The sequence below is a fragment of the Paenibacillus ihbetae genome (genome assembly GCF_002741055.1).
GTDB lineage: Bacteria > Bacillota > Bacilli > Paenibacillales > Paenibacillaceae > Paenibacillus_AQ > Paenibacillus_AQ ihbetae.
In genome coordinates, this window is the sequence record NZ_CP016809.1 from 2,206,582 (window position 1) to 2,231,139 (window position 24,558).

24 protein-coding genes are annotated in these 24,558 nt (G+C 49.0%); 10 read left to right on the plus strand and 14 right to left on the minus strand.

What is annotated here, in order from left to right:
* Positions 1–129 precede the first annotated feature (129 nt).
* The 4 genes from BBD41_RS09955 to BBD41_RS09970 form a co-directional block, all read right to left on the minus strand.
* Entirely contained in the window at positions 130–699 is a 570-nt protein-coding gene (locus BBD41_RS09955) for an SF0329 family protein (protein ID WP_099477477.1), read from the minus strand.
* A 167-nt stretch (positions 700–866) separates the two neighbouring features.
* Positions 867–3,194, minus strand: coding sequence for an ABC transporter permease (locus BBD41_RS09960; RefSeq protein ID WP_099477478.1), 2,328 nt, complete (start codon positions 3,192–3,194; stop codon positions 867–869).
* Positions 3,194–3,898: an ABC transporter ATP-binding protein gene (locus BBD41_RS09965; RefSeq protein ID WP_099477479.1), complete on the minus strand. Its 705-nt coding sequence runs from the start codon at positions 3,896–3,898 to the stop codon at positions 3,194–3,196. The genes BBD41_RS09960 and BBD41_RS09965 overlap by 1 nt, the downstream gene beginning before the upstream one ends.
* 305 nt (positions 3,899–4,203) lie before the next feature.
* A complete protein-coding gene (locus BBD41_RS09970; RefSeq protein ID WP_099477480.1) occupies positions 4,204–5,373 on the minus strand; it encodes a DUF4317 domain-containing protein in 1,170 nt (389 codons plus the stop codon).
* 344 nt (positions 5,374–5,717) lie between these two features.
* On the opposite strand from BBD41_RS09970, the gene BBD41_RS09975 reads away from it, so the two are divergent.
* Positions 5,718–6,335: a hypothetical protein gene (locus BBD41_RS09975; protein WP_157929287.1), complete on the plus strand. Its 618-nt coding sequence runs from the start codon at positions 5,718–5,720 to the stop codon at positions 6,333–6,335.
* A 35-nt stretch (positions 6,336–6,370) separates the two neighbouring features.
* On the opposite strand, the gene BBD41_RS09980 is transcribed toward BBD41_RS09975, so the two are convergent.
* Complete coding sequence (locus BBD41_RS09980) at positions 6,371–6,973, minus strand: NAD(P)H oxidoreductase (protein WP_099480553.1); 603 nt, start codon at positions 6,971–6,973, stop codon at positions 6,371–6,373.
* 208 nt (positions 6,974–7,181) lie between these two features.
* Here BBD41_RS09980 and BBD41_RS09985 point away from each other — a divergent pair, with 208 nt between their 5' ends.
* The 4 genes from BBD41_RS09985 (at position 7,182) to BBD41_RS10000 (ending at position 10,596) form a co-directional block, all read left to right on the plus strand.
* Positions 7,182–7,577 (plus strand): winged helix-turn-helix transcriptional regulator, encoded by a 396-nt coding sequence (locus BBD41_RS09985; RefSeq protein ID WP_099477482.1) that lies wholly within the window; start codon positions 7,182–7,184, stop codon positions 7,575–7,577.
* Between the two features lie 396 nt (positions 7,578–7,973).
* Positions 7,974–9,227 (plus strand): MBOAT family O-acyltransferase, encoded by a 1,254-nt coding sequence (locus tag BBD41_RS09990; protein ID WP_223260643.1) that lies wholly within the window; start codon positions 7,974–7,976, stop codon positions 9,225–9,227.
* A 45-nt stretch (positions 9,228–9,272) separates the two neighbouring features.
* The gene (locus tag BBD41_RS09995; RefSeq protein ID WP_099477483.1) at positions 9,273–10,433 is read left to right on the plus strand and encodes a hypothetical protein; all 1,161 of its coding nucleotides are present in this window, start codon (positions 9,273–9,275) and stop codon (positions 10,431–10,433) included.
* Positions 10,414–10,596, plus strand: a complete 183-nt coding sequence (locus BBD41_RS10000; protein WP_077569684.1) for a hypothetical protein — start codon at positions 10,414–10,416, stop codon at positions 10,594–10,596. The genes BBD41_RS09995 and BBD41_RS10000 overlap by 20 nt, the downstream gene beginning before the upstream one ends.
* Before the next feature lie 150 nt (positions 10,597–10,746).
* On the opposite strand, the gene BBD41_RS10005 is transcribed toward BBD41_RS10000, so the two are convergent.
* A complete protein-coding gene (locus BBD41_RS10005; protein ID WP_077569685.1) occupies positions 10,747–11,454 on the minus strand; it encodes a DNA alkylation repair protein in 708 nt (235 codons plus the stop codon).
* Between the two features lie 121 nt (positions 11,455–11,575).
* On the minus strand, positions 11,576–12,916 hold the full coding sequence (locus tag BBD41_RS10010; protein ID WP_099477484.1) for an aminotransferase-like domain-containing protein: 1,341 nt from the start codon (positions 12,914–12,916) through the stop codon (positions 11,576–11,578).
* A gap of 205 nt (positions 12,917–13,121) precedes the next feature.
* Here BBD41_RS10010 and BBD41_RS10015 point away from each other — a divergent pair, with 205 nt between their 5' ends.
* The 5 genes from BBD41_RS10015 (at position 13,122) to BBD41_RS10035 (ending at position 18,291) form a co-directional block, all read left to right on the plus strand.
* Entirely contained in the window at positions 13,122–14,105 is a 984-nt protein-coding gene (locus BBD41_RS10015) for a DMT family transporter (RefSeq protein WP_099477485.1), read from the plus strand.
* A gap of 30 nt (positions 14,106–14,135) precedes the next feature.
* Positions 14,136–14,780 (plus strand): nitroreductase family protein, encoded by a 645-nt coding sequence (locus tag BBD41_RS10020; protein ID WP_099477486.1) that lies wholly within the window; start codon positions 14,136–14,138, stop codon positions 14,778–14,780.
* 231 nt (positions 14,781–15,011) lie between these two features.
* Positions 15,012–16,388, plus strand: a complete 1,377-nt coding sequence (gene nhaC, locus BBD41_RS10025; protein WP_099477487.1) for a Na+/H+ antiporter NhaC — start codon at positions 15,012–15,014, stop codon at positions 16,386–16,388.
* Positions 16,389–16,754: 366 nt separating this feature from the next.
* Complete coding sequence (locus tag BBD41_RS10030) at positions 16,755–17,327, plus strand: PadR family transcriptional regulator (RefSeq protein WP_099477488.1); 573 nt, start codon at positions 16,755–16,757, stop codon at positions 17,325–17,327.
* The gene (locus BBD41_RS10035) at positions 17,311–18,291 is read left to right on the plus strand and encodes a BtrH N-terminal domain-containing protein (protein ID WP_099477489.1); all 981 of its coding nucleotides are present in this window, start codon (positions 17,311–17,313) and stop codon (positions 18,289–18,291) included. The genes BBD41_RS10030 and BBD41_RS10035 overlap by 17 nt, the downstream gene beginning before the upstream one ends.
* Positions 18,292–18,440: 149 nt before the next feature.
* On the opposite strand, the gene BBD41_RS10040 is transcribed toward BBD41_RS10035, so the two are convergent.
* The 7 genes from BBD41_RS10040 to BBD41_RS10070 all read right to left on the minus strand — a co-directional run bounded on the left by BBD41_RS10040 (position 18,441) and on the right by BBD41_RS10070 (position 24,432).
* Positions 18,441–18,686, minus strand: a complete 246-nt coding sequence (locus BBD41_RS10040; RefSeq protein WP_099477490.1) for a hypothetical protein — start codon at positions 18,684–18,686, stop codon at positions 18,441–18,443.
* A 117-nt stretch (positions 18,687–18,803) separates the two neighbouring features.
* Positions 18,804–19,835, minus strand: a complete 1,032-nt coding sequence (locus BBD41_RS10045) for a hypothetical protein (protein ID WP_099477491.1) — start codon at positions 19,833–19,835, stop codon at positions 18,804–18,806.
* Complete coding sequence (locus tag BBD41_RS10050) at positions 19,828–21,276, minus strand: sensor histidine kinase (protein ID WP_099477492.1); 1,449 nt, start codon at positions 21,274–21,276, stop codon at positions 19,828–19,830. Before BBD41_RS10050 ends, BBD41_RS10045 begins: the two co-directional genes overlap by 8 nt.
* 4 nt (positions 21,277–21,280) lie before the next feature.
* Positions 21,281–21,985: a response regulator transcription factor gene (locus BBD41_RS10055; protein ID WP_099477493.1), complete on the minus strand. Its 705-nt coding sequence runs from the start codon at positions 21,983–21,985 to the stop codon at positions 21,281–21,283.
* A 215-nt stretch (positions 21,986–22,200) separates the two neighbouring features.
* Positions 22,201–22,449 (minus strand): hypothetical protein, encoded by a 249-nt coding sequence (locus BBD41_RS10060; protein WP_099477494.1) that lies wholly within the window; start codon positions 22,447–22,449, stop codon positions 22,201–22,203.
* Between the two features lie 142 nt (positions 22,450–22,591).
* A complete protein-coding gene (locus tag BBD41_RS10065; RefSeq protein ID WP_099477495.1) occupies positions 22,592–23,590 on the minus strand; it encodes a hypothetical protein in 999 nt (332 codons plus the stop codon).
* Positions 23,591–23,736: 146 nt separating this feature from the next.
* Complete coding sequence (locus BBD41_RS10070) at positions 23,737–24,432, minus strand: hypothetical protein (protein WP_157929288.1); 696 nt, start codon at positions 24,430–24,432, stop codon at positions 23,737–23,739.
* Positions 24,433–24,558 lie beyond the last annotated feature (126 nt).

A 24,558-nucleotide genomic window follows, 5' to 3' on the forward strand; every position in this document is an offset into this window, starting at 1 on the left:
CTAGTTATAGCTAAAAGCTATAGCAAAAAGGTGCGAAAAATGTATAGCAAGCCAACTTAAATAGTGAAGTTGCAGAATTCAGATAAGGATATCCAAAATGATATGCTGCTGTGTTTTTAAATGGTTCGTTCACAACGTACTGCGCCGCAGCTCATAAAAATACTGCACAGCGGGATGCTTTAGCTTCATCTTCTCGGCCATGTTCAACATGCGCTTTTTGCCGACTCGTCTGTCCATCAAAGCTAAAATATTCAATAAGATATCATCGCTCTCCAAGCTTTCTTCTATAGAAGTAGATAAGAACTTATTCGCTGTAGTCACAAAATTGGATTTGCTTAATGCGGCCTGTGCCGTCAAAAGCTCTTTTGCAAGCTCTGTTATTTTTCGGTTTCTTGCGATGACTTGCAGACGCTCCTCGGGAACGGTCCCCTTGGTTTCCTTGCGGATCGCTTCAATTTCCTCCTGGCTGATAGGAATTTGGAGATCCGGATCATTCTTTATTTCCTGCTCAGTCTGATACCAGCGGATGGAACCCGTGGTCTCGCTCATATTGAGCACGTTCTTCTTATCTACGGCAAGATAACAGATTCCGGGTTTGCCAGGCAGATAACGATAACTGGTTGCCCGGTATTCGACCCTTCCATGTAACGCAGGAGAGAGAAAGCTCTCCAGTTGTTGCTTCAATTTGCTCCAGGACATGGTTCCTCCTAATTGAAAATATTACCCTTGGGTGAAGGTCAATCATACCATGATTTCGGGTGATATTTAATCTTAGCACTGAGCCAAAACAAAAAGAAATAGGCCGCCCTAGGCAAGGGTGACGACCTATTTCTCAACCTTGTACAGCCCACCGCCCGGAATCCCATTCACTCCACACCCTTCAACGACTCAATCATATGAATCCGCGTCACCTTCTTTCGCAGCATCAGGTTGGAGAGCAGGGTCAGGATAAACGCCAGAACAACCGATGCCAGCAGGATCACGAGGTTTAGTTGATCCGGGATTTGCTGATGCGTACTCGAAAGCGCCTGTATGATGATGGAATAGACATAGCCGCTGATCGGCAGCGCGACAATGACCGCAAAAGCGGTTAACAGCATGTTTTCAGAGAAAATCAGCCGGTTGATTTTACGTTTGGGATAGCCCAGCACCTTCAGGGTGGCAAGCTCACGATTCCGTTCATAAATGTTAATGGAAGAGATCGTGTAGATGGCACCGAAGGACAGAATGACGGCACAGATGATAAACATGATGAAGATAAAGCTGTTTTGCTTCAGGATATATTGCGCGGATTTTTTGAGATCATCCTTGTCTGCAATGGCATCCACCTGCGGGTGTTGCTCAAAGAAGCTGCGAACGCTCGCCAGATCGGCTGCACTATGAACGCTCACTAACAGCGAGGTTGGATGATAGTCGATCCCCAAGCTCTTCATATAAGCCGGGGTGCTGTAGAACGACGGATTCGAATACTGGGTGGAGATGTCCAGAACCTTCATCTCGACAAGGGTTTGGTTAACCTCCGGTGCGGTGAATTGAAGCTGGATCGTATCCCCTTCAGAAATCCGGTATTGATCCGCGTAAGATTTCGGTACCAGCACGCCATGATCCCCTAACGATATCCGATTGCCTTGTTCATCATAAAAGTGAATCAGCTGATTTTCTTGCTCCGTAACCACAAGCGTAGCGTTTTCTTGGTCATCCCCCTTGATAAGCTCTACAGGGTAAGTGGACAACCCATAACGGTCAGCAATGCCGGAGGGCAGGCTTGCCGGATCCGGGAACGCTCCCGCCGCATAATCAATACGCAAATCATACGTGTAGACCTCTTCAATTTGGCCGGCTACCTTGAGCAGGGCCGTCTGCGTGCCAAACGCCGTGATCAATAAAACCGTACTCACCACAACGCCAACGGAGCTCGCTAATGCTTTTTGTTTATTTAGAAAAATATTTCGCAGAATGATCTTGTAGCTGTAAGGCAGCCGGCTCCACATCCCCGGAATTTTCTCAATAAGCAGCCTCTTCATCTTCTTGGGCGGCTTCGGACGCATCGCCTGGGCAGCGCGTTCTTGTAGTACCGCTCTACCGCTCAAATAACAGGACAGCATGCCAAAGGCACTGGAGCAAACGATTGGAGGAAGGATCGACAACAACGAAAGGGAAAACGTCAGGTCAGGCAGGGAGTAGGATCTTCCAATCGACGTTGTAATGAGCGGGATGAACAGGGCGGCGGCGACTATATAGCCCAGAATGGAGCCGATGACACCTGCGAGCACAGGGTAGCCCATGTAATGGAGCATGATGCTCCGATTTTTCACGCCTAATGCCTTCATAATGCCCACTTGATTCCGCTGGGAGTCGATAATCCTCGACATGATCAGAAACAGGATCACCGCTTCTATTACAAAGAGAACGATCGGGATTACCCTGCTCATCAGCTTATTGTTATGGATCGTTTGCTGGGTCTGGGAATAGTTGAAGGTCCGTTCTTTGCTGACCTGGCTTACATAAGGGAGGGACCGGGAATGCGCTTCAATGGCTTGGCCCAGCCTGTCAATGTCGTAACCGTCCTTGGCATCGATCAGGATCTCATTATAGAAGAAGCTGTCTGCAATTTGGGGTATGGTCTCTTCGGGGATATAGGCTATTCCAAAAGCGTGATGGTCCTGGGTTTCGTTTTTCTTGGCATGCTCCACATTCTCGTTCAAGCCGCTGATCGCGAACGTCATGTCCTTGTCATTCACGCGGAGGGTGATGGAATCACCGACACGGTAATGATGCGCGTCAGCATAATGGGAGTCCAACAGAATCTCATTCGGCGCAGATGGCATCCTGCCCTCCATCATTTTGGAGGTGTTGATTTCATTAGGTACAGGGATCGAATGCACGGTTAATGAAGCTTTATCATCCTCAAAAGCCTGTTCCGCTTGGACCGTGTAACGCCCTTCGATATGTTGAATGCCTTCAATCTCTCGTAAACCGGCGGCTTCCTCGGGTGAAATATGACTGTAATAGACGTTCAAGTCGCTCAGGTTATACTCTGCAAAATATCCCGTCGTATAGGCGCTCAGATTGCTGCTCAAGGTGACCAGCCCCGTGTAGAAAAAAGCTCCCACCGCGATAACCAATACGATGGCTACGAATTGACCGATCGACTGCTTCATATCCCGTAATAGTTTCAGCCCTAACGTCCTCATCACCACTCGATCCCTTCAACGCTTTGTTTATGCTCATTGATCGTGATTCTCTCGATCCTCCCGCTCTTGACCCGGATCACCTTATCCGCCATCGGCGCGATGGCCGAATTATGGGTGACCAGAACGACGCATTTCTTCGTTTCCTTGTTCAAATCCTGAAGAAGCTTCAAGACCGACTTCCCTGTCACATAATCCAAGGCACCGGTGGGTTCATCGCAGAGGAGAAGCGCGGGATTCTTGGCAACCGCTCTTGCGATCGCAACTCTTTGCTGTTCGCCGCCGGATAGCTGGGACGGGAAGTTCTTCATGCGATTCGCCAGCCCAACCTGATGCAAAATATCGCGGGCATCCAGGTGGTCCTTACATACCTCTGTCGCAAATTCAACGTTCTCCAGGGCATTCAGATTCGGAATCAGGTTATAGAATTGAAAGACAAAGCCCACCCGCTCGCCGCGGTATTCGGTTAACTTCTTCTCGTTCCACCCTGTCAGTTCTTGATCCCCAACCAACACTTGCCCCGAGGTCGCCGTATCCATCCCGCCGAGGATATTCAAAATCGTGCTTTTCCCTGCCCCGCTGGCCCCTAGAATAACGACGAATTCCCCCTCCCGGATCGAAAAATCAACCCCCGCAAGAGCTTGAATCGTCACTTCGCCGATTTGGTATGTCTTGGTTACGTTTTTGAATTCGATGAACGTTGTCACTTCTTACATCTCCCCACAATTAATTTCTGGAATGGAGCTGCCCGCCATTCCCAGTCTCTTTATCAAGAACCACCGATGCACGCTAGTCGCTAGTTATCCTTCGCATTTCCATCATATCCCACATTATGGATGCTGCTTCCGGCAGCCGATGTATTTTCGTATCGGTCTACAGAAGGAGATATGATCTTCGTTGCTGGCTTCTCCGGAAGCATCCTTAACGCAAAAAAAGAGCCACGCAGGTTAACAACCTACATGACTCTTAATCTTCCGTCCGAAATTAGAGCACTTGCGTACAATGAACGAGTCTATAATAGCGTTTCCGTACTAAGCGTAAAGCCTTCGATGACGGCATCCTCGTCGACCTCAATCAGGATGCAGCGTCTCCCTTGGTAATTCACCTGCTTCACATATCGTAAATCCTGCGGGCTGATCGAAATCGTGGCCACCTTGGTATCGATCTTAATCGACTTTGACGAAAATTTCGGCATCACGCTGCTGGCCTTCAGTTCATAATTCGTATCGTCGACAACCGTTTGAAACGCTTGTTCCACTTTTTCCGACGTCACGTTCTCTACGCCGCTTACGGTCAGCACGCGTTCCACATCTTTATAATCCAGCTTCGGAGGCTCTTCCTCCTCCTGGTGGCTTTCAATGACATGGTTGATCTCCTCATACACCTGCGCGAGGGTAGCCGAGTCCAGCTGTTCGCCAGCCACTTCCTTCACGATTTCTTCGAAGATGCCTCTCTCCTCCATTGCGGTCATGGACCTCTCGGCATTCAAGACCTGTTCGATGAAATCCTGATCCGGGAAATTGGATTTTCCCGTACAATACAGAATACGGTTCACATCCGAGTAATTGTCGGTCACGCTGGGATAGAAGAACCCTTGCTCCGGGGAACTCAATTTGATAACCGGGTCCACCATGACATTGTACTTGAATTCCTTCTCCACATAATCGAACAAGAGCGTCTTCCGCTGTTTCTCTGTGGAATTCACGCTGCATAGAATGAACGGATGCCCGAACACCTCGTCCTTCTCACTCTCCTCGGCTTCCTCATTCCGGGCCTTGGTCGGCCGGTAATATTGTCCGCGAACGAAGGTGATCACCGTATCTCGCTCATACTTGGTATCCGCCATCATTTTGTCCACCAGCATCAGCATCAGGTCCTGCCATTCTTCCGGATCTCCTGTCGACAAGCCTTGATGAAGCATCGCCCGCGTAGGTTCCCCTGCCTCCTCCTGAAACTTCAATTCAAACAGCTTATGATCCAGCTCACCGGTCAGCAGTTTCTTGAAATTGCCCATATGCAGCTCCTGCTTCTCTCGATCCAGCAGACCAAACGGCAGCCGCTCCCAGTGATAGATTTCATTGGTTTCCTTCATAATGTACACGTTGAGAATATCCTCAATATTCAGCAAATCATTATCCATCTTAAACTGCTTGCGTATATGTGCGACTTCTTTCTTGTTCATAGTTCGGCAGACAACTCCTAGAAAGTAAATTGGCTCTACCAGTATAAACGAATTAAAAACCCTTCGCTAGAAGGGCTTTCAACATGGCTCGTGTTCAAGTGACAATGTCGCAAATAGTCGTCCACGCAGTCCTCAAGCATTCTTTCGCTGCATTTTTCAGATATGTATCCATGTGTAGTGATATAGGCAGGCACAGATTTCCCTGCAACAAAGGCCATGAAATTTGCGTCTAAGTAGCTGATCCCGACTAAGGATAAATAATAGGTTATGGCGTCAAAGATAAATCGAGCATGGTGAAGTGAGCCTATTTTGTTCAAAAGAAATGGAAGCAGAGGAGAGTTGGTATGAAAAATTCACGATTCCTAAATCCTTTTAGTTTGACCATTCTAGTGTCTCTGTCTCTTATCTCAAGCTCGATATCGGCACAAGGCGTTAACGGGCAGCCTCCCGTCCTTTCAGAAGAAATTCCCGTGGAAGCAGGTCCTGCACCCGAAAATGCGGCAGCTCAGGCTTTCCCGGAAGACAGCGCACCGAGACCGGAGCTTCTTGATGACCGTGCACGGATCCAAACATTCATTAACGCCAACATGGACGATATTTACGGCGGCGTTTATACGGATGAACATGGCAATAACGTGATTTTGCTGACAGACACGTCAGCAGCTAATCAAGAAACCATCAAAGCGATTGCGAAGTTCAAGGATAACGTCAAATTTCAACAAGTGAAATATACCCAAGAGCAGCTGTTAGCTTCTAAGGAAGCCTTATCCGCTTTGGCAGCAGAGCTGAATCTAGAAGGGGTCGGCATGAATACCAAGCTTAATAAAATGAACGTATACATTACCGAAGACAATTATCATAAGCATAAACAAACCATACAAAAACATCTGGATGAGGATATGGTTCAGTGGGTATTTGGCGCTCTTAAAGTGAAGCGTAAGCTCATAACTAATGTCGATTGATCCCAATAAGCCATCGCACACAAAAACGCACCTCTTCATGGAGATGCGTTTTTCCGAGATTGGCCGTCCTTGCCATAATTCAACCCTAAGCGATAAGCTTGATCCAGCAACATGTCGTAATGAGCAGGCTCGGATTCCAGGGTCTCATACAAGAATTCAACCTTGGAATTGGAAATACCGCAATAATCAGCGATTCCCACATTCAGCAAATGCGTAATCATCTCACCATAGCTGCGCTTGTTCATCTGTTCTTCCGAAGCGCCAGCCAAACCAATCCACAAGGCATGCTGATGATGAAGGTGGTTCGCACCGTACGCAAACCCGTTGTTCCATACACGGTCAATATACCCCTTTAGCATTGCCGGCAGATGCCACCACCAGACGGGGAAAATCAATGCCAACGCATCATGCTCCTTCAACCGCCTTATTTCCGTTTCCACTTCAGGGGAAAAGGTCTGGACCGAAGCGGACCAATCGGGTTCATCAGCGCCTTTAAGGACAGGATCAAAACCAATCCCGTGCAAATCCAATATCTCATAGTCATGGCCAGCCTCGGCAAGACCTTGTACGAAACGATCGGCAACCTTAAAGGTCAAGGAATCTTTTCTCGGGTGAGAAACAACGGTTAGTACTCTCATGCTTGCATCTTCACTACCTTTCTTAAGCAGCTGATTTGTAGCCATGACCCCTGGCTGCTGTTATTATAAACAGTAGGAAAATGATCCGGAAGTACGCACTTTGATGTGCTATAGGAAGATACATGTGCCATAGGAACACGGAAGTTCCCTGGGGGAATCCCTTGAATCTTGGCCTGAGCAATGGATAAACGGGATTGGAGGATGAGAGATGACGGAACCGATGAACAACAGCGCTCGGAAAAAATATCAAGTCGGTGTGGAAGCGGCTTTAGAGGTCATGGGAGGGAAATGGAAGCCTTTAATCATCTACCATCTGATGACAGGGCGGAAACGTACGTCTGAGCTTCGCCGGTTAATTCCCGGCATTACTCAAAAAATGCTGACCACCCAGCTCAGAGGCCTGGAAAAGGATGAGATCGTGACACGGAAGGTATATAACGAGGTCCCGCCTAAAGTGGAGTATGAGCTAACGCCTTACGGCTGGGGATTAAAGCCCGCGCTGGACCTGTTATGCTATTGGGGAGAGGATCACCTGGATAAGATGTACGGAGACAAATCCAAGGTTTTGGAGGAATTCCAAGGCTGCCGTACGGAGGAGAAGTAAGCCTTTAAGTGTAATTTTCGAGCCACGAAAAACTAGGACTGCATGATACTTGATATTACGTAACGAAAGAAAACCTGCCGGTTTAAGGGCAGTTTTTTTTCACAACAACCTTTGTAGACGATTCTCTTGACCTATATCCGGTTGCAACTTTTATTGAAATGGATCCGTCTACTCTATGTGCTGTGCTTTCCCAAGGGATCGTCTTATAATGAGTTCGATAGAATATTGGCCCGGACTGCTGCTGCACTTCGTATTAACTGCCCCCGTAAATACCCAGGATGGCGGTTAGCTCACGAAGCCTTCATAGCTTAAGTTACGCACTTTAATGTATCATTCGTCAATAATTTAAACTTGTTCATAAAATTTCCATAGGCTTCGACTTATGGATCGTGTAACATGAACAAGGGTATAAAGTTACGTATTTTTGACGGCTTGGATGGTGGATACGGAAAAATTATGATGTATACGGATTGGTTTTACTGGCTGTTCGTGCTCGTGGCTGTCGTCACGTACCACCTCGTGCCGCAACGTGTCAGACCTTGGGTGCTCTTTGCCTCAGGTGTCGCTTTTTACTACAATTTTGCAGGTGCTTACCTGTTCCTGCTGCTTGCGGAAGTTGTCATTGCGATTATTGTCGTGAAATCTGCAGCGAAATGGGGCAGGCGATGGATTTATCCCGCAGGGATCCTTACCGCCATTCTGGTCCTTGGCTATTTCAAGTACACGAATATGATGCTGGATACGTTACATAATCTATTCGGTTTTATTCATCAGCCCTTCTTGCCTAAGGCAGAGCAGATTGTGCTCCCGCTCGGCATTTCCTACTTTACGTTCGAGCTGATTCATTACTTGGTTGAACGCAAACGCGGAACGCTGCCGGGGCATCGGCCGGAGGGTCTGTTGTCGTTCATTTTCTTCTTCCCGACGATGGTGGCCGGCCCCATTAAGCAATTTCAGACGTTTCATTCACAGCTAACAGCGAGATTTCACGTGGACCACTTGCTGGTCGGCGTCATTCGGATCGGGATCGGCCTGTTCAAAAAGCTCGTCCTCGCCGGCTCGATTGATATCCTGGCGCAGCCTGTCTATTCGGCGTCCGGCATCGCCGGGGCAGATACCGGAGGACTCTGGATTTCGCTGATCGCCTATACGTTTGTCATCTATTTTGACTTTTCCGGCTATTCGGACATTGCCATCGGGACCGCCCGCTTGTTCGGCATCGTCCTCCCGGAGAACTTCCGCTTCCCTTATCTGGCCCGCAGCATCGCCGAGTTCTGGAACCGCTGGCATATCTCGCTCGGTTCATGGCTGACCCGCTATGTGTATTTTCCCCTCGGGGGAAGCCGCGTCTCTGCTCCCCGGGTTTACTTCAACCTGATGGCCACGATGACCGTTTCCGGTCTCTGGCACGGAGCCGCCTGGAATTTCGTGGTCTGGGGCATGTTTCACGGCGTGATGTTGTGCGTGCACCGCTTTTATGTAAAGAAGCTGAAGCCTGCTTTAAAGCCCGTTCCGAAATGGCTGAAGCCGGTGACGGTCACTGTCGCGATTTTGATTACATTCTTTGGAGTGACGATCAGCCGCGTATTTTTCATTTTGCCGATCGCAGACGGATGGGATTTAATGCTCCGGCTGCTTGGCATGCGATAAGTTATCGAAACTCGAATATGGATGGAAATGGAAGTGTAAGCTGTCTTGCCTAAATTCATTCTGAATAAAACCGTGTTTGTCATGATGATCTCCTTTGCCTTGATCGGATTGCTCGGATTGAGCATTCGGGCGAATCAAGCGGTCGAACAAATGAGACAAGAAGTCGTGACGCATGCGGAGAAAGAGCTGCGCGTTCCGACCTATGATGCCATTGTCTATACGCCGTTATGGGTCGAATATTTGAAGAAGCATCTGGATGACGGCACCAGGGTGATCGGCATGTTCGGACCCTCCACGCTCTTCGGCACGACCGTAAGAAAAGGGGAGAACACCTCGGCCGGCGTCCTTCAGGCTCATTTGAAGGACAGCCGTGTGATCAATCTCGGTATTTCCGGAGGAAGATTTACGGAGACCTATGCCCTGCTCGCCTCCATGATCGATAAGGTTGATTATGTTGTCTTTGAGATCAACTACGGGATCGTCGTCGTGTCGGATAACGAGCCGAACGTTGTTGTCTACCCGTCGCTGGTGGAGAAGCTGGGGCAGCCGATCCCGCGCAGCTGGCTGGCTGATTTCCCGGACAAAAACCGCGAGTCGCTTCCGAGTAATGCCCACAATTGGGTGACGTCCCACCTGCTGAATCAATGGACCCTCTATCATGACCGCGACGCGATCAGCTACCGTCTATTCAAGACCCGTACGCCGATGGAGAAAATCCGCCAGGAGGTCCAAAAGAATGAAAATGAAAGAAAAGGGATCGAAGAAAGCTATACGCCGATGTATACCGCTTATGACAACATGAATGACGCTCAGCAGGAAGGCATCGACCAACACTACGAAGAGCTCTATCGCTGGAATAAGCCTTTCGATCCAGAACACAGCTTCGGGCTGTTCATGATCGAGCAAACGCTTGATCTGCTGGAGGAGCATCAGAAGCAAGCCGTGTTCTATTCCGCTCCGCTCGATAAGGAGCATATCGCCGACAAGAAGCTATTCCATTGGAGCGAGTATACGGAAGCGATGGGGGCCTATCAGAAGCTGGTAGAATCAAGAGGCTACCCCTTTATCGAATTTAATCAAGAAGCGATCAATACCATTCCGCATGAATATTATCGCGACCCGGCCCATCTGATCGACCAAGGGAGTTACCGGTTTGGCGAAATCTTGTATACGAGGATGAAGAATTATGGAATTGCAGCCCCATAGCGTAGCGGCGGAAGCGAAAGCCCGCAGCCTTACGGATCGTGTCATACGGGCGCTGATCATGGTCGGTCTGGCGCTCGGCGGAGCCGTCGTCCTGATCGCCGTCGTGCTTGGTATTATCTTTTTTTCCGGAGAAACGCAGGAATTTATTTATATGAACTTCTAACATTTAACGCATAACAGGATTCTGCAAAAACCTCGCATAAAAAACGGCATGCAAATGACTGACTTTCAGTCCTGCATGCCGTTTTGCAATTTCGCCCGCCGCGGTGTCCGAACGGACTTTTCGCTCTGAGGCTCGTCCACCCCGGATGGTTTAACATCTTACATATTTGCGTTTGAAACCAAGCTGATTTTTGTCAATCGCCTTCTGAATGCTTTCGGAAGCGTTAACGATGCTGCTCTTTTTGTTATCCCGCTTAATTTCAACCGGGCCTACGGCCTTGGCGGTCTCGACTGCCTTATCGTGGAGCGGCAGATAGGATACCCCTACGGTGTACATAAAGTTATTCATCGAGGCTTTCGTGCGTTCAGGAGATTCGTGAATCGTCTGTTCCACCCTCTCCAGCATGCTCGCCAGTTTGCTTTCGTCAAACTGGGTGTCCGGCCGGCTGCCCAAGAGCCAGCAATAACAGCTCCATCCTGCTGACATTCGCAGCTCATCACCGCTTGCTATCCATTGATCGGCAACCTCTTGCGCAATATCGGCTTCCGCCAGGGTGACCGCAACCACGTAATCGGACAGCATATAGAAATAAGCCCCCTCGATCCACCGCTCAAAATCCGCCGCGGTCATCGCTTTCGGATCTGCAATGATGCCGGCAAAGTACATCGCGTCGTAATTTCCTGTCGCGTAAAGCTCCTCGGCCAAAGGCTGATTGATTTTAATTTGCTTGGCCATGGGCTTCATCGCGCCTGTCGCCACGCCGAACAGCGGTTCGCGCGCTCCATTGGACATATACATTTTCTTGAGCCGTTCCTTGCCGAGCGCTTCAAGCTCCTGCATCACCGTTTCGAAATTCATCATCGCACACTCCCGTCATAAGTTTAGTTATTTGAAAAATTCGATTGTAACCGCTCCAGAGTTCAATATATTGACGAATTAAACCGTTTCCTCAATCCATCATAGCCATAGCAAGCCTGCCTTACACATTCATCCCCCGCTTGACTTCCTCAATCACGGCTTGCACGCCCTCATGAATCTGCTCCGGGCGGGCGCGGGAGATGCTGATTCGCAGAAACTTCTCCCTCTGCCGATAGTCCGTCAGATAAAACAGCTTCCCGCTTAATACGAGCACGCCCCGTTTCTGCAGTCGTTCCACCACCCGCTCCAGATTGACCGCCTGCGGCATTTTGAACTGCGCATATATGCCTGATCGGACTTCCGACACTTCGAGCAATCCCGGCTCGTTATACCTGTTCACCGCTTCGTGTAAGATCCTCATTCTCGATTCATACTGCCGATGGATCTTATCCCGGTGCCTATCATACATACCGTTCTTCATGTAGATATCCAGCGCAGCCTGAGACAGCAATGCAGCGCCGTTTAGCTGGTTAGCCTTGTGAAAGCTGGCTGTAAGCGACTCTGGCAGCACCACGGCGCCGATCCGCAGTCCCGGAAAGATGATTTTCGAGAAGCTTTTCAAATACACCACATACCCGCTCCGGTCATACGCAAAAATCGGGTCAAACCCGCGCCGATCTCCCAAATCCGCCATATAATCGTCTTCGACCACATACACGTCGTGTTTGGCGGCCAGACGGGCAATCGCCTTCTTCTCCCTGTCGCTATATGATGTGCCAAGCGGGTTATGATGCCTCGACATCGTGTAATAGCATTTAATATCGCCGCTGCGGAATATCTCCTCCAGCTGCTGCAGATCGATACCGTCCGCTGTGCGAGCGATGGTCTTCACCGGCAGCCCTTCCGCCTCTAGGAAGTCCAAAAATTTATTATAGCTCGGCTGCTCCACCAGGATGGCCGACTTGCCGTTAGGGTACGACATCTCCGCTAAGGTGTGAAGCGCCTGCTGGATGCCTGACGTCACCGCAATCTGCTCTGCCTTGGCGAACACCTGATCCGCAGCGAGATGCTTCACAAGCGTTTCGCGCAAAGCCCCCAGGCCTTCCGGGTCCCCATAAGTGAACAAATGGTATTTGTACGTGTCGATCGCCTTGTTCAAGCAATGTTGGAAATCCCGGTAAGGAAACACATTCAAATCGGGCGACGATGAGGCAAAATCAATGATCCCGTCATTCACATCGGTGCCTTTCTCTTCGTCCTGCACCACATAATAACCGCTCTGCGGAATCGAATAGATGAAATGGCGTTTCTCCAGCTCCGCATAGGCCCGGATCACCGTGCTGACGCTGCAGCCGTATGCTTCGGCCGCTTGACGTACGGATGGCAGCTTCTGTCCCGGTCGCAGCTCGCCTGCAGCCTGCTTTTGTTCAATATCCGCCAGGATCGCCGAATATTTGTTCATCTTTTGCCTCGCCCCCTAAGCCCCCGAATCGGCCCGAAGTTCCTCTCATACCCTACTATACCGAAAAAAGCACTTCCACACCATAACAGCCGGCCATAACTGTACCGATACAGTTATGGATTTTTCGCATTGTCGCATGATCGGGAATCCCGTACGATTTCAATTGCAAGCTTCATCAACCGCTCGCCAATAGGAGGTTTTATTCATGTCATCCATGCGATCCAACAAGTCGCGACGCGATCGCGCGTTTGCGTATTTAGCTGTTCTCGTCTACGCGTCGATCATCGGGTTATCTTTTATGTATACGAAAGTCGCTTTGGCGTACGCAAGCGCCATCGACACCTTGGCGCTTCGCTTCACCTTGTCCTTCGCGGCAATTGTGATCCTGGTTGCCACAGGCGTATTTCGCCTTTCGCTCAAGGGCAAGCCGTGGCCGAGGCTGCTTCTGTTGGCTTTGATGTATCCGCTCGGGTTCTTCACCTTGCAGGCGTTCGGGCTGAAGCATGCATCCTCTGCCGAAGGCGGCATCATTTTTGCCGTCACGCCGATCCTAACCGCCATGCTCGCGGGATTTTTTCTGAAGGAATCCACGACGCTGCGGCAAAAGCTCTCCATTCTGCTGTCCGTATTCGGGGTGGTACTGATCTTTGTCATGCAAGGCTCAAGCATGGATCTTACGAATGCGGCCGGAATGCTGCTGCTATTCCTCTCTTGTCTCGTATCCGCAGGGTATACCGTCCTATCGCGCTTCCTGCTGCGTACGTTCACGCCCCCCGAAGTGACCAGCTTCATGATGACGATCGGGTGCGTGACCTTTTGGCTGGCGTCGCTGTTGGATCATGCGGCCAACGGAACGATGAATCAAATCTTGACACCGCTGGCAAATCCGGATTTTATCTGGTCTATCTTGTATCTCGGCATTCTGGCATCGCTGGTAACGGCCTTCTCGTCCAGCTATGCGCTCTCCAAGCTCGAGGCTTCGAAGATCAGCGTATTCTCCAATCTGTCCACCGTCATCTCCATCGCAGCCGGAGCCTTTCTGCTCGGAGAGGCCGTGACCGTCTACCATCTGATCGGTTCGGTACTCATAGTCGCTGGGGTCATTGGAACGAATGTGAAACCGAAGCCCAAAGAAGCGGCAACGCTCCGGGATACGGAGCAAAGCGTGCCCAAGAATAATGTCGTTTGACCCATACTAAATAAAGGGAGTGTATAGAAAATGAACGTAAACCTCGACAGCAAGCAGGATTTTTTGACCGTAGCAAAAGAAAGGCATGCCGTAAAGCGTTATGACCGCACTTATCGGATGAGCGAAGACGATATCAAAGAGCTGCTCCGAATCGCTTCGCAAGCACCTTCCGCCTGGAATCTGCAGCACTGGCATTTCCTCGTCGTGACGGATCAAGCGAGTAAGGATGTCCTCCTCGGTATTGCGAACGGACAACGGCAGGTCGTCGAAGCATCGGCGACCGTGGCGATTCTCGGGGATTTGCAAGCCGATCGGAATGCGGAGAGCATATTCGAAGCGGATGTGCAGGCAGGTCGGTTAACTCCGGAGATAAAGGCAAATCTGATCCTGCAAATCCAGGGAGCCTATACGAACAAACCTAACTGGGCGCGGGATCAGGCCTTCTCCAATGCCTCGCTTGCCGCCATGCAGCTGATGCTCGCCGCAAAAGCGATGGGACTGGACTCTTGTCCGATGAGCGGCTTTAATCCGGATAAACTGATCGAGGCCTTCGCGATTCCCGACCGTTACGTGCCGGTCATGCTCGTTGCCATCGGTAAGGCAGCAGAGCCGGCTCGGCCTTCCGTAAGACGGCCGGTCGAAGAGAAGATTCATTGGAATGGATTCGGATCGTAGGTATTGTATGCCAGAGCAGAAAAGCCAAGTTTCTCAGTACAGCTGGGAAATTGGCTTTTTCTTATGGAATGTATTTTTATAACATTGACTCGATCTCATCTTATCGTTTATAGTACCTACGTGCTTCAATGCAAAAAAGCCAAAAAGCACAAAAGTGAAAAAGCGAAAAAAGAGCGGATGGGGACTCCATGTCTTCAACCGCTAACCTCATGTATAAGGAGCTCCAGCATCATGGACCGACAGCTTGGCTTTGTACAAAGTATCATTCTTATCGTTTTCATTCTTGTTTTTCTGTTCGTTTCGATCTTTATATTCAAGGCAGAACCTCATATCCCGCTTCTGGGCGCAACGATCGGAACTGCCGCCATATTACGCCTATACGGATTCTCCTGGAAAAAGCTTGAATCCTCTATCATACAAGGCATACAATCCGCGATTATGCCGATCCTGATTCTTTCGCTTATCGGCATATTAATTGCCGTTTGGATGATGAGTGGAACCGTGCCGACCATCCTGTATTACGGGCTGGATTATATCGAACCGCATTATTTTGCAGTGAGCGCGCTATATGTCACGATCATGGTATCGATGTTTACCGGCAGCTCGTTCACCACGGTCAGCACGGTCGGCGTCGCCTTGATGGGAATTGCCATGACGACGGGAATTTCGCTTCCTCTGGCCGCAGGAGCCATTGTCTCGGGTGCCTGTTTCGGGGATAAAATGTCTCCGCTGTCCGATACGACGAATTTCGCGCCTGCCGTGGCCAGCATCTCTTTATTTACTCATATTCGTAATATGATGTATACCACGGTGCCCGCGTTAATCATCACAACGATATTATTTCTTCTGATCCCGACAACCGGATCTGTCGATTTAAGCTCTATTCAGTCCATCAAGGAGTCGCTGCAAGACGGGTTTCATCTTCACTGGTTAACGCTGCTGTCCCCCCTCGCGGTCATTGTATGCTCCGCAAAGCGTATACCGATCCTTCCTACACTAATAGCAGGCATCGTTACCGGACTGTTGATAACGGCATTCGTTCAACAGCAAACCACGATAAGCAGCTGGTTTAGCGTGATGCAGGGCGGTTACAAAAGTAGCATCGTGAATGAAACTGTAGCTCAGATCGTGAATCGTGGCGGCCTGCAATCGATGATGGGGTCGGTATCTCTGATCCTGATTGCTCTATCATTAGGCGGATTGCTGCAGCACTGCGGAGTCATCGAAGCCTTGTTCCGTAAATGGATTGAGCCGATAAAACGGCGCAGCAGCATTGTTCTTATGACCGGTGCATCATCGATCGCCGTTAACGGCATGACAGGGGAGCAGTATTTATCCATCCTGCTGCCGGGCCAAATGTTTAAGGATGAGTATACCCGCAGACAAATACCGGCCAAAACCCTGTCACGAACCTTGGAGGATTGCGGAACCCTCGTCAACCCTCTGATACCTTGGGGCGTCAGCGGAGCTTTCTTCGCTGCGACCCTTGGCGTTCCGGTTCTTGAATATGCCCCATTCGCTGCATTCCTATGGTTAAGTCCGATATTCACGTTCGGCTTTGCCTTGATTCCGCAATTACAGCGGAACTCGCTTGGAGAAAGTAAATGATATTAAAGCTTTAACATTTCTGGTCCTGTACCCTATCAATTAGGTGCAGGACCTTTTTTTATTGTGACTAAATGCGCCCTTTACGTCCCTGGAGATTGAAAGTCATGGCTCTGGACGAGGAATGATCTGTAAAGCCCCGCAGCTATTGAACTGTAACCCATAAGAAGGGCACTTAAAGAAGTTTTGAATTTTTGTATGATGTGGATTGGGATTAGATCATATTTGCGAAAAAATAAATAGCATTTCCGAGGAGTTACCAATCACGTATGACCAGTCGTACGCGCCTGCCATAGATCCCGTTATTGATCTTATATTTCACTAGTGTTATATTACATATGTGAAATAATAAATTTAAGGGGGTTCTTCATGCACCCTATTTCCAACGTCGAATTTATGCTGCTGCAAATGATCGCGGAATCCCGTCAGGCTTCGGGCTACGATATCAAGAAGTTAGTCGATCAACGAGGCTATCGGGAATGGGCGAACATCGGCACGACCTCGATCTACGTCGGACTGAAGAAACTGAGCGATAAAGGATGGATTGCAGCCGAGGAATCCGACGAAAAATCCGGCAAGGGACCAACGCCGACCCGGTATGTCCTTACCGAAGCCGGCATGGCCCGGCTGAAAGATGAGATCCTTGACAGTTTGTCGTCGGCACGCGAGCGCGACAATCGCTTCGATCTCGGCTTGGCCGCTATACCTTTTATCGGGAACGACTTGGCCATAGCCGCATTGCGTAATAGGTTGGATTTTCTTCGGGAGGCTTCAGAAGGCATACGGCAAAAATTCGAATCCCAGGGCGGCGTTCGATTGCCCCTGCACGTAAGGGCGCTGTTCTTGCATCCGCTCAGCCTGATAGAGAGCGAGCAAGCGTTTGTTGCCAGTTTAATTAACGAATTGTCGAAGGAGGCCAGGAAGGATGAGCACGATCATTGAAGGTTTCGTTCCTTACCCAGGCGAACATTGCGAAACGACGGCCATGGGCAATTTAATGCAATTTGCGGGAGTCCGGCTGTCAGAGCCGATGCTGTTCGGACTCGGACAAGGGCTCGGATTCATTTATTGGGACTCGAAGGGAATGGATTTTCCGTTCATCGGCGGAAGAGTGAAGGTGGATCAGTTGACGGCCAATCTCGCCGCCATCCTGGGTTTGACCGTTAACGTTCAAGAAACATCCTCCGTCGACAAAGCATGGCGGAACGTACGGGGCTCCATCGAACGCGGAATTCCGGTCGGGCTGAAACTGGATTCGTATTACTTGGACTACTTCACGAGCAAAGTGCACTTTGCCGGTCACTATGCGGTCCTATACGGCGTGGATGACGAATATGCCTACATGGCGGATACCGGGCAACAGGGCAGTCTGGTGAAGACGCGTTTGACAAGCTTGGCCGAAGCCAGAAATGCCAAGGGGCCCATGAGTTCCCGGAATCGTTCCTTTACGCTCGAGCCGATTGACGCCTTACCTCCGCTCGCTCCCGCTTTACGCCAATCCTTGACCAAGAATGCGCAGGACTATCTGAACCCGCCCATTCGCAATATCGGAAATAAAGGCATCGTGAAAATGAGCAAAGAAATCCTGAAGTGGCCTTCCCGCAGCAGCCATTTCGAGCATGATTTATGCCTGACCGCTTTGCTGATGGAGCGGGCGGGAACCGGCGGCGCTTTGTTTCGGAATCTGTATCGGGATTACTTGAAGGAATGCGCCGATCAATTAGCAGACCCGCGAATCGAGCAAGCCTACCTTTTGTTTACGAAGATCGCTCCAATGTGGGTCAGTGTCTCTGCATTAATCGACCGTGCGGGAAGAACAGGCAGCCACCAGGAACTGCAGCAGGCTTCCAAGCTCTTGCTCGAGATTGCGGATAAAGAACGAACAGCCATGGAGTTATTGTTGTAAGAAAATAAATCGTTCCTAATATAAAAAAGGATAGAGCACCAGAGGTTATACTGATGACTCTATCCTTTGCTTGCATTCGTCATGCGTTTGGATTCAATTGTAAAAAAATAATTAATTTATGTATAAAAGTGTTATTTAAAATGACCAAACTATAATTTTGTATATTTACCTCTTTCAATTAACCAGCTATTACTCCGTTTAACAGCCCACCATATAGATTTTTGCATTGCTGTTCTATAATAAGATTGAACAACATCATTGTAAAAAGAGGAGGATTCAAATAATTGAACTAATTCTCTGTTAGTATAAACTTTCCCCTTTTCTATTTTCCTCTCGATATCAAGAATAAAATTAAAGGTTTCTTCATTTAGGTTATATTTTTCAACTTTCGGCATAAAATCTTTCCTCTCTATTATTAAATACTCATCAATCGCTCAGGAAGGAGATACCTTTAGAAGCAGAATTATTTAGGCACGGTCCGCTGATCACGTGCCTAAGATCATCGTTGCTCTCTACTCGCTCTTCAAAGTAAACCTATACAACTGGTAGCTCCCGTTTGCCTGCCGGGTAATACACAACACCTGATCATTCGACCATTCGAGCGCCTGAACATTGGATAGGTTGCTGTATAAAAGGGAATGCTCCCGCATCTCCTTCGCCATGCTCCGGTCCATATACATACCGTATAGCTCGGTAACCCCTCTTTCATTTACTGCCGTATATACCAGCTTCAACCCGTCACCCGACACGGAAAAATTAATCACCTTCCCCTCGACAAGCTGCTGCGCACTCCCGGTATGCACATCCAGCAGAAAGAGACCGCCGTGGTTAAGATACATAACGTTATGGCCCGGGAGCACTTGGAATGAATCGATGTAGGCTGCCGCAGTCAATAGTTTGAGTGTACGTGTCCCAATTTGGTAGTGAAAAAGCCCGGCAGTTTGATCGTTGTATTGAGCGGATACATATAAACTCTCAGTTTCCCGGTCATAAAATACATCCGTGATCCTTTCTTCTTGTAAATCTGCTATTTGTACACCTGAGCCCGTTAAAAGCCTCAAACGTTCTTTAAAATATAATCCTTCAATTAGATGCTTGTAGTCGTCTTGATCGGCACTGTTTTGCATATAAGCACTGTCTGAGTCGATCCAGATGAAGCAGCCTTCACTGTAAAAAACGGTTTTGGACGGCACCTTCATTTCCCGATGGTTCATCTGCTTATTCAGTAAATTATAGGAGCTGACGGTGATCTGCTCGCCCCCCCACTTGGGCAGGGAGAGAATCCTGTTTGGTCCCGTAACATAAAAAGTGGAGTTACCTTTCTCCTGCAAAGGAATACTTTCCGTTGTTACATGAGCAAGCCTTGGTCCTGATGACGGAGCCGGATATGAGCTGGCAAAATCCTCTTCCTCCAGCGAAAAGGTCTGATTTTGTCCAGGTGTAAAATAATGGCCTGCCGCATAAAAGCCGAGTATAAAAAAGCCAAGTAAACCGGCCAGCAGCAGTATATCCTTGACCCGGTCAGGAAGAATCCGTTTAAACATTCGGCTCACCCGCAAAACGCACAGTAACTGTGGTGCCTTCGTTAATATTACTCTTCACTTGAATGCTCCCCCCGTGCTTCGCAACAATCCCTTTAACAATGGCGAGGCCGAGTCCGGCGCTTCCGCGCTCCCGCCCTTTCCTTCCCGGCACGCGGTAAAACGGCTCGAAAATATGCTCCAGCTGAGCTGGCGGTATCCCTTCTCCCTGGTCTGCCACCTGCAGTATGGGGGCCTCCCCCTCTTTGAATACGTCAACCCGCACGGCAGAATTTACCCTTCCGTAATTAATAGCGTTGTCGAGCAGATTAATAATCACTTCCTTTAACCGGTTGCGGTCTCCCATTACGTACAGCTTGTCCTGTGCGCTGGTTTGAATGCGGATGCCATATTTGGCGGCTTTGATCTGCAGCTCCTCGCTCGTTTCAAGAACCAGCTCACCGAGATTCACCGGTTCCATTCGATATTCCGTTTGGGCGGACGATGCCTGGGCCAGCGTCAGCATTTCGATTACCGTTTGATTCAGCCGCTTGCCCTCCCGAATAATCGAGTCCAGCCCCCTTTCAAAAAACTCGCGCTCAGTAAACCCGTTCTCCTTTATAATCTGGGCGTAGCCTATGATCGTTGTTAAAGGAGTTTTCATCTCGTGCGTAGCATTATCGAAAAACACTTTGTTTTGCGCTTGAGCTTTCTTTAATGCATCTCGTTCCTGTTCAATGATACGGATTTGCTCCCTGATCTTCTGCACCATCTTCTTGAACATGCCTGCCAATTCACCGATTTCATCGCGTGAAGACACACGTATATCTATGTTGTAATCCCCGGCATACACCTGCTGAGAGCTTTTGGACAATTGGCGGACAGGCTTCGTAATTTGTCTGGAAATGATGATCGAGCTGACGAATACAATCAGAAAAATAACGGCAGCAAAAATTTGAATCGTCTGCTTGAATCGCAGACTGGCGGTATAGAGCTGAGAATAGTCCTTTTGATATCGGACGATGCCGTAGGTCTTCCCACCAGCTTCCAGCGGGTACGCCAGTGCGGCAGTCGCACGATTCTCTGAGAAATGAATGTTATAAGCGATTTCGCCACGCTGTGCTGCATCCAGCTCCTCTCCCTCGCTATCGCTCGCGCCTCCGCCCAATTGATTTCCATCCCGGTCATATAAACGCACTTCACTGCCAAGATCCGCACTGAGCTGTCTGGACAGCCCCTCCGCTTCATCCGAAAGGGAGGTCTCGCCAGGCTCGCGGTTGCTCAACAGAAAATATTGGTTAATATAGATATCCAGACTTTTCTTAGCGGCGATCATGTCCGTTTTGACTGTCTGCAGCATATTCATCTCTGTGATCCGGTAGGATACGATTAACAGCGAAATCAGGCCGGCAAAAATTATTACGGAGAACAGAATTACCATTTTGTGCTGAATCCGAAACCTCATGCCCTCACCCTTGCTGTACCAGTTTATATCCAATTCCGAACACGGTTTCGATTAAGGAGGGACGGTTCGGCTCATCCAGTTTTTTACGGATCCGCTGTACGTGAATATCAACGGTTCTCGTATCGATGACTACCTCGAAGCCCCATACCTTGTCCAACAGCTCGGATCTGGAGAATACGCGGCCCTTATGCTCCGCAAAGCATTGCAGCAGCTCATATTCCTTTTGCGTGAGTACGACCGGGACACCATTTTTCCGGACTTCCCTCTTCTCCTTTTCCAGCGTAATACCATAGCCCAGGTTAAGAACTTGGCTGGACATATGCTCCACTGCTTCCGCTGTCAATTCAATTCTCCGAAAGACCGCCTTAATGCGCACAATGACCTCCCGGATATCAAAGGGTTTGGTAATGTAGTCATCCGCCCCCGATTCGATGCCCAGAATCCGGTCAAACGTATCCGTTCTGGCCGTCAGCATGATAATAGGGGTATTGGAAGCTTCAAGCACCTGTCTGCATACGTCGAACCCCGTCATATCCGGAAGCATCAAATCCAGCAAAAGCAGATCCGGCTTCCAACGGGTAAAAAGCTCTAGCCCCTCTCTTCCGGACTCCGCTGTTTTTACTCCGTATCCTTCTTTCCGCATAGAAAAGGCAAGCATATCCGATATGGAAGGCTCATCTTCTATAATAAGAATTTTTTTGGTTTCCATATTTGCAAATCTCCCGGCCCTTCTGGTTTCACTCCAGCAGTATAATGCCTGCTTGTTTCAATTGTACACATAGATGTATCCAAATTGTAAACAAACAAAAAAGGTGCAGTCTCCTTTCTATCATCTGAAAGGCTGCACCTACTTTACTCAGAGGTCTGGTTCATCAGAGCTGGGTTGACACAGGAACGGCTTCACCAAAGTGCTTCTCAGCACGATTATTTGCCTTCCATTCTCTCCCGATCTTTGGCAAGCTGTGCTTCCGCCCGGTCTGCCGCTTCATCCGAGCCCGTTATATGCGACTGGTCTACCGCTGCCCTGGCGTGACGAAGCGAGCGTTCCGCCTGCCCGATCATGTGATCGGTCGGGTGCTCCTCCGCCTGCTGCACGGCATGATGCGCAGCTTCCACTGAATTCAGCGCCTGCTCCGCTTTCGAAGGAGCTTTGGCTCCTTGTTTGTTGTCCATCTGTTCTTCCTCCCTTCTGCCGAAACATACCCGTTTAGTATGCTGGTCGTCCTGGGTTTGTATTCCGGTGATTTCAAACTGCTATAAAAAGGGGCAGCCTTCAAGGTCAATCAAACCCTGGAACCGCCCTTTTCAGCGTTTCTTATTTAAATAAATTCACAATAATATCAGCCTGCTGCTGTGTAATGGTACCGTCGGCTACAATTCCCGCCAGAGCGGCTCTCAGATATTCCTCGCTGCTTACCTTTTTATCAACGCCGTTTGCAATGCCATTCTGCTTGGCTTGGCTAAGAGCCTTGTCGATAGCAGCACGTTGGGCCTCCGTAATTTTCCCTTCGCTTACGAGATCAGCCATCGGGTTTGGAAGCTCCCCGCCAATCGGCAGGTTCGGGTATTTTGCTTTTACCTCTTCATCCGTGTAATCCTCCAAATCCATGCTGCTGATATCAAACAGCGCCTGTTCTCTGTCCTTCCGGTCATATTCGTACGTGTAGGAGTATACGAGCACCATTCTCCCGTTCTTTTCCTCAAGGATTTCACTTTTTACCGGGAGCCCGGTTGCAGGGTCCAGATAGGCTGTTTCTTTAACCGGAACTTTCTTCATATTTTCTGCAGATGTGCCTTCGTGTGAGAAGTAGTCTGTTGTTACTTTTATAAGTTCTTTTCCATCCTGTACAACCATACCGGCATTTTTCCATTCGGGTCCTTGATATTCCTTCGCCATCAATTCATAAAGTGGGCCGCTTGGAACACCGTCTTCCGGAGCTACGGTTACCACGGTTCCGCCTGTAACGTTCCCGCCAGCGTCCCTTGTTACTTTAGCTGAGGTCGTTCCATTGAACAGGGAATAAAAACTCATAGCGCCACCTTTAAAGTGGGAATCTGTTCTTTGGTTGTAGGTAAGCGGATCTCCCCAGGTTTCCTCTGCGTTTATTAAATTGCCCTTTGCATCGTAAATCGATGTTTTTACATATTGCAATAAGAGCGAATCATTGTCCGACACAGCCGCAGAGTCGGCAGCCTGAGGATTCACAACAACGGGCTGGACCAACGGGTTTGCCGAATTGGCGGCTACCAGTGCGGCAGTAGCAGACAGTGCAACGGTTGTCATTAAGGATGCAGCGATAAGTACTTTTTTCATCAACAATACTCTCCTTTAATTTCATTATTATTTGGTGATACAGCCGATCACCTTAATCCCAAGTATAGGGAAGAGATGTAACGATCCATGGGTGGGTTGTATCCTGCATGTAAACAAACGGTATATTATTTTCGCGCTATGATTGCTTAATTATTGGGAAGCTTTACATCATCCAGATTAAACAGACCGTTATCTGCTTTCAGCTTGTCATACTCGTAGCTGGCCTTGAACAGGAGCTTGGATTTCCCGCCCTTGATTGTAGAGATCGATTCTTTAATAGGCAAACCACTATGGTTCAGCAGTACGTCCTCTGTAAATTTAGTGCCGACTGATGTATAGGTTCTGGTCACTTTCGTGTAAGAGACTCCGTTTTCGGTGACCTTCCCTTTATTCTTCCATTCTTTTCGGGTATAGCGCTCCTTTTCTGCTGCAAAAATACTGGTTGGCTTCATGGCTTGCGGATAGGCATGCCTGTCTCCCTGCAGAATATTGCCATTCGAATCCATTGTAAAACTAACTCCCTGCTTACCATTCACGATGGTCACCGCGGTTACCATTTTATTCGGATCGTCTTTGGCAGGCGTAAGAAACATACTTTTGCTGCGTGAGGCTTTCGTGTCCTGCCATTGCTCCTGGGCATTCATGATTTTACCGTCAGGGCTAAAAACAGTTCTCTTCATGTACTCCACACTGGCTGCTTCTACTCCCGTACCAGACGCTTTGGCTGTGACCCTGGGTGCCTTGGAAGCGGCAGCATCTGCGGAGTCTGTCAAAAATGCGCCAGATCCCGATACGGCGATTACGGACATTACGGATGCGGCAATTAAAGCTTTTTTCATCAATAGCAACAATCTCCTTTTTCAAATTTTCGTGAAGATACCCTCACGGTCCAAACTATAGCGGGCAGATGTATCATCCCGGGCCTTACATGTATCGGATATGTAAATTATTCATTTTTCGCGTTACTT

Coding starts and splice junctions, on each gene's coding strand:
- BBD41_RS09955 (WP_099477477.1), bottom strand. CDS start 699: ATGTCCTGGAGCAAATTGAAGCAACAACTGGAGAGCTTTCTCTCTCCT.
- BBD41_RS09960 (WP_099477478.1), bottom strand. CDS start 3,194: ATGAGGACGTTAGGGCTGAAACTATTACGGGATATGAAGCAGTCGATC.
- BBD41_RS09970 (WP_099477480.1), bottom strand. CDS start 5,373: ATGAACAAGAAAGAAGTCGCACATATACGCAAGCAGTTTAAGATGGAT.
- BBD41_RS09975 (WP_157929287.1), top strand. CDS start 5,718: ATGAAAAATTCACGATTCCTAAATCCTTTTAGTTTGACCATTCTAGTG.
- BBD41_RS09980 (WP_099480553.1), bottom strand. CDS start 6,973: ATGAGAGTACTAACCGTTGTTTCTCACCCGAGAAAAGATTCCTTGACC.
- BBD41_RS09985 (WP_099477482.1), top strand. CDS start 7,182: ATGACGGAACCGATGAACAACAGCGCTCGGAAAAAATATCAAGTCGGT.
- BBD41_RS09990 (WP_223260643.1), top strand. CDS start 7,974: ATGAACAAGGGTATAAAGTTACGTATTTTTGACGGCTTGGATGGTGGA.
- BBD41_RS10000 (WP_077569684.1), top strand. CDS start 10,414: ATGGAATTGCAGCCCCATAGCGTAGCGGCGGAAGCGAAAGCCCGCAGC.
- BBD41_RS10005 (WP_077569685.1), bottom strand. CDS start 11,454: ATGAATTTCGAAACGGTGATGCAGGAGCTTGAAGCGCTCGGCAAGGAA.
- BBD41_RS10010 (WP_099477484.1), bottom strand. CDS start 12,916: ATGAACAAATATTCGGCGATCCTGGCGGATATTGAACAAAAGCAGGCT.
- BBD41_RS10015 (WP_099477485.1), top strand. CDS start 13,122: ATGTCATCCATGCGATCCAACAAGTCGCGACGCGATCGCGCGTTTGCG.
- BBD41_RS10020 (WP_099477486.1), top strand. CDS start 14,136: ATGAACGTAAACCTCGACAGCAAGCAGGATTTTTTGACCGTAGCAAAA.
- nhaC (WP_099477487.1), top strand. CDS start 15,012: ATGGACCGACAGCTTGGCTTTGTACAAAGTATCATTCTTATCGTTTTC.
- BBD41_RS10030 (WP_099477488.1), top strand. CDS start 16,755: ATGCACCCTATTTCCAACGTCGAATTTATGCTGCTGCAAATGATCGCG.
- BBD41_RS10035 (WP_099477489.1), top strand. CDS start 17,311: ATGAGCACGATCATTGAAGGTTTCGTTCCTTACCCAGGCGAACATTGC.
- BBD41_RS10040 (WP_099477490.1), bottom strand. CDS start 18,686: ATGCCGAAAGTTGAAAAATATAACCTAAATGAAGAAACCTTTAATTTT.
- BBD41_RS10045 (WP_099477491.1), bottom strand. CDS start 19,835: ATGTTTAAACGGATTCTTCCTGACCGGGTCAAGGATATACTGCTGCTG.
- BBD41_RS10050 (WP_099477492.1), bottom strand. CDS start 21,276: ATGAGGTTTCGGATTCAGCACAAAATGGTAATTCTGTTCTCCGTAATA.
- BBD41_RS10055 (WP_099477493.1), bottom strand. CDS start 21,985: ATGGAAACCAAAAAAATTCTTATTATAGAAGATGAGCCTTCCATATCG.
- BBD41_RS10060 (WP_099477494.1), bottom strand. CDS start 22,449: ATGGACAACAAACAAGGAGCCAAAGCTCCTTCGAAAGCGGAGCAGGCG.
- BBD41_RS10065 (WP_099477495.1), bottom strand. CDS start 23,590: ATGAAAAAAGTACTTATCGCTGCATCCTTAATGACAACCGTTGCACTG.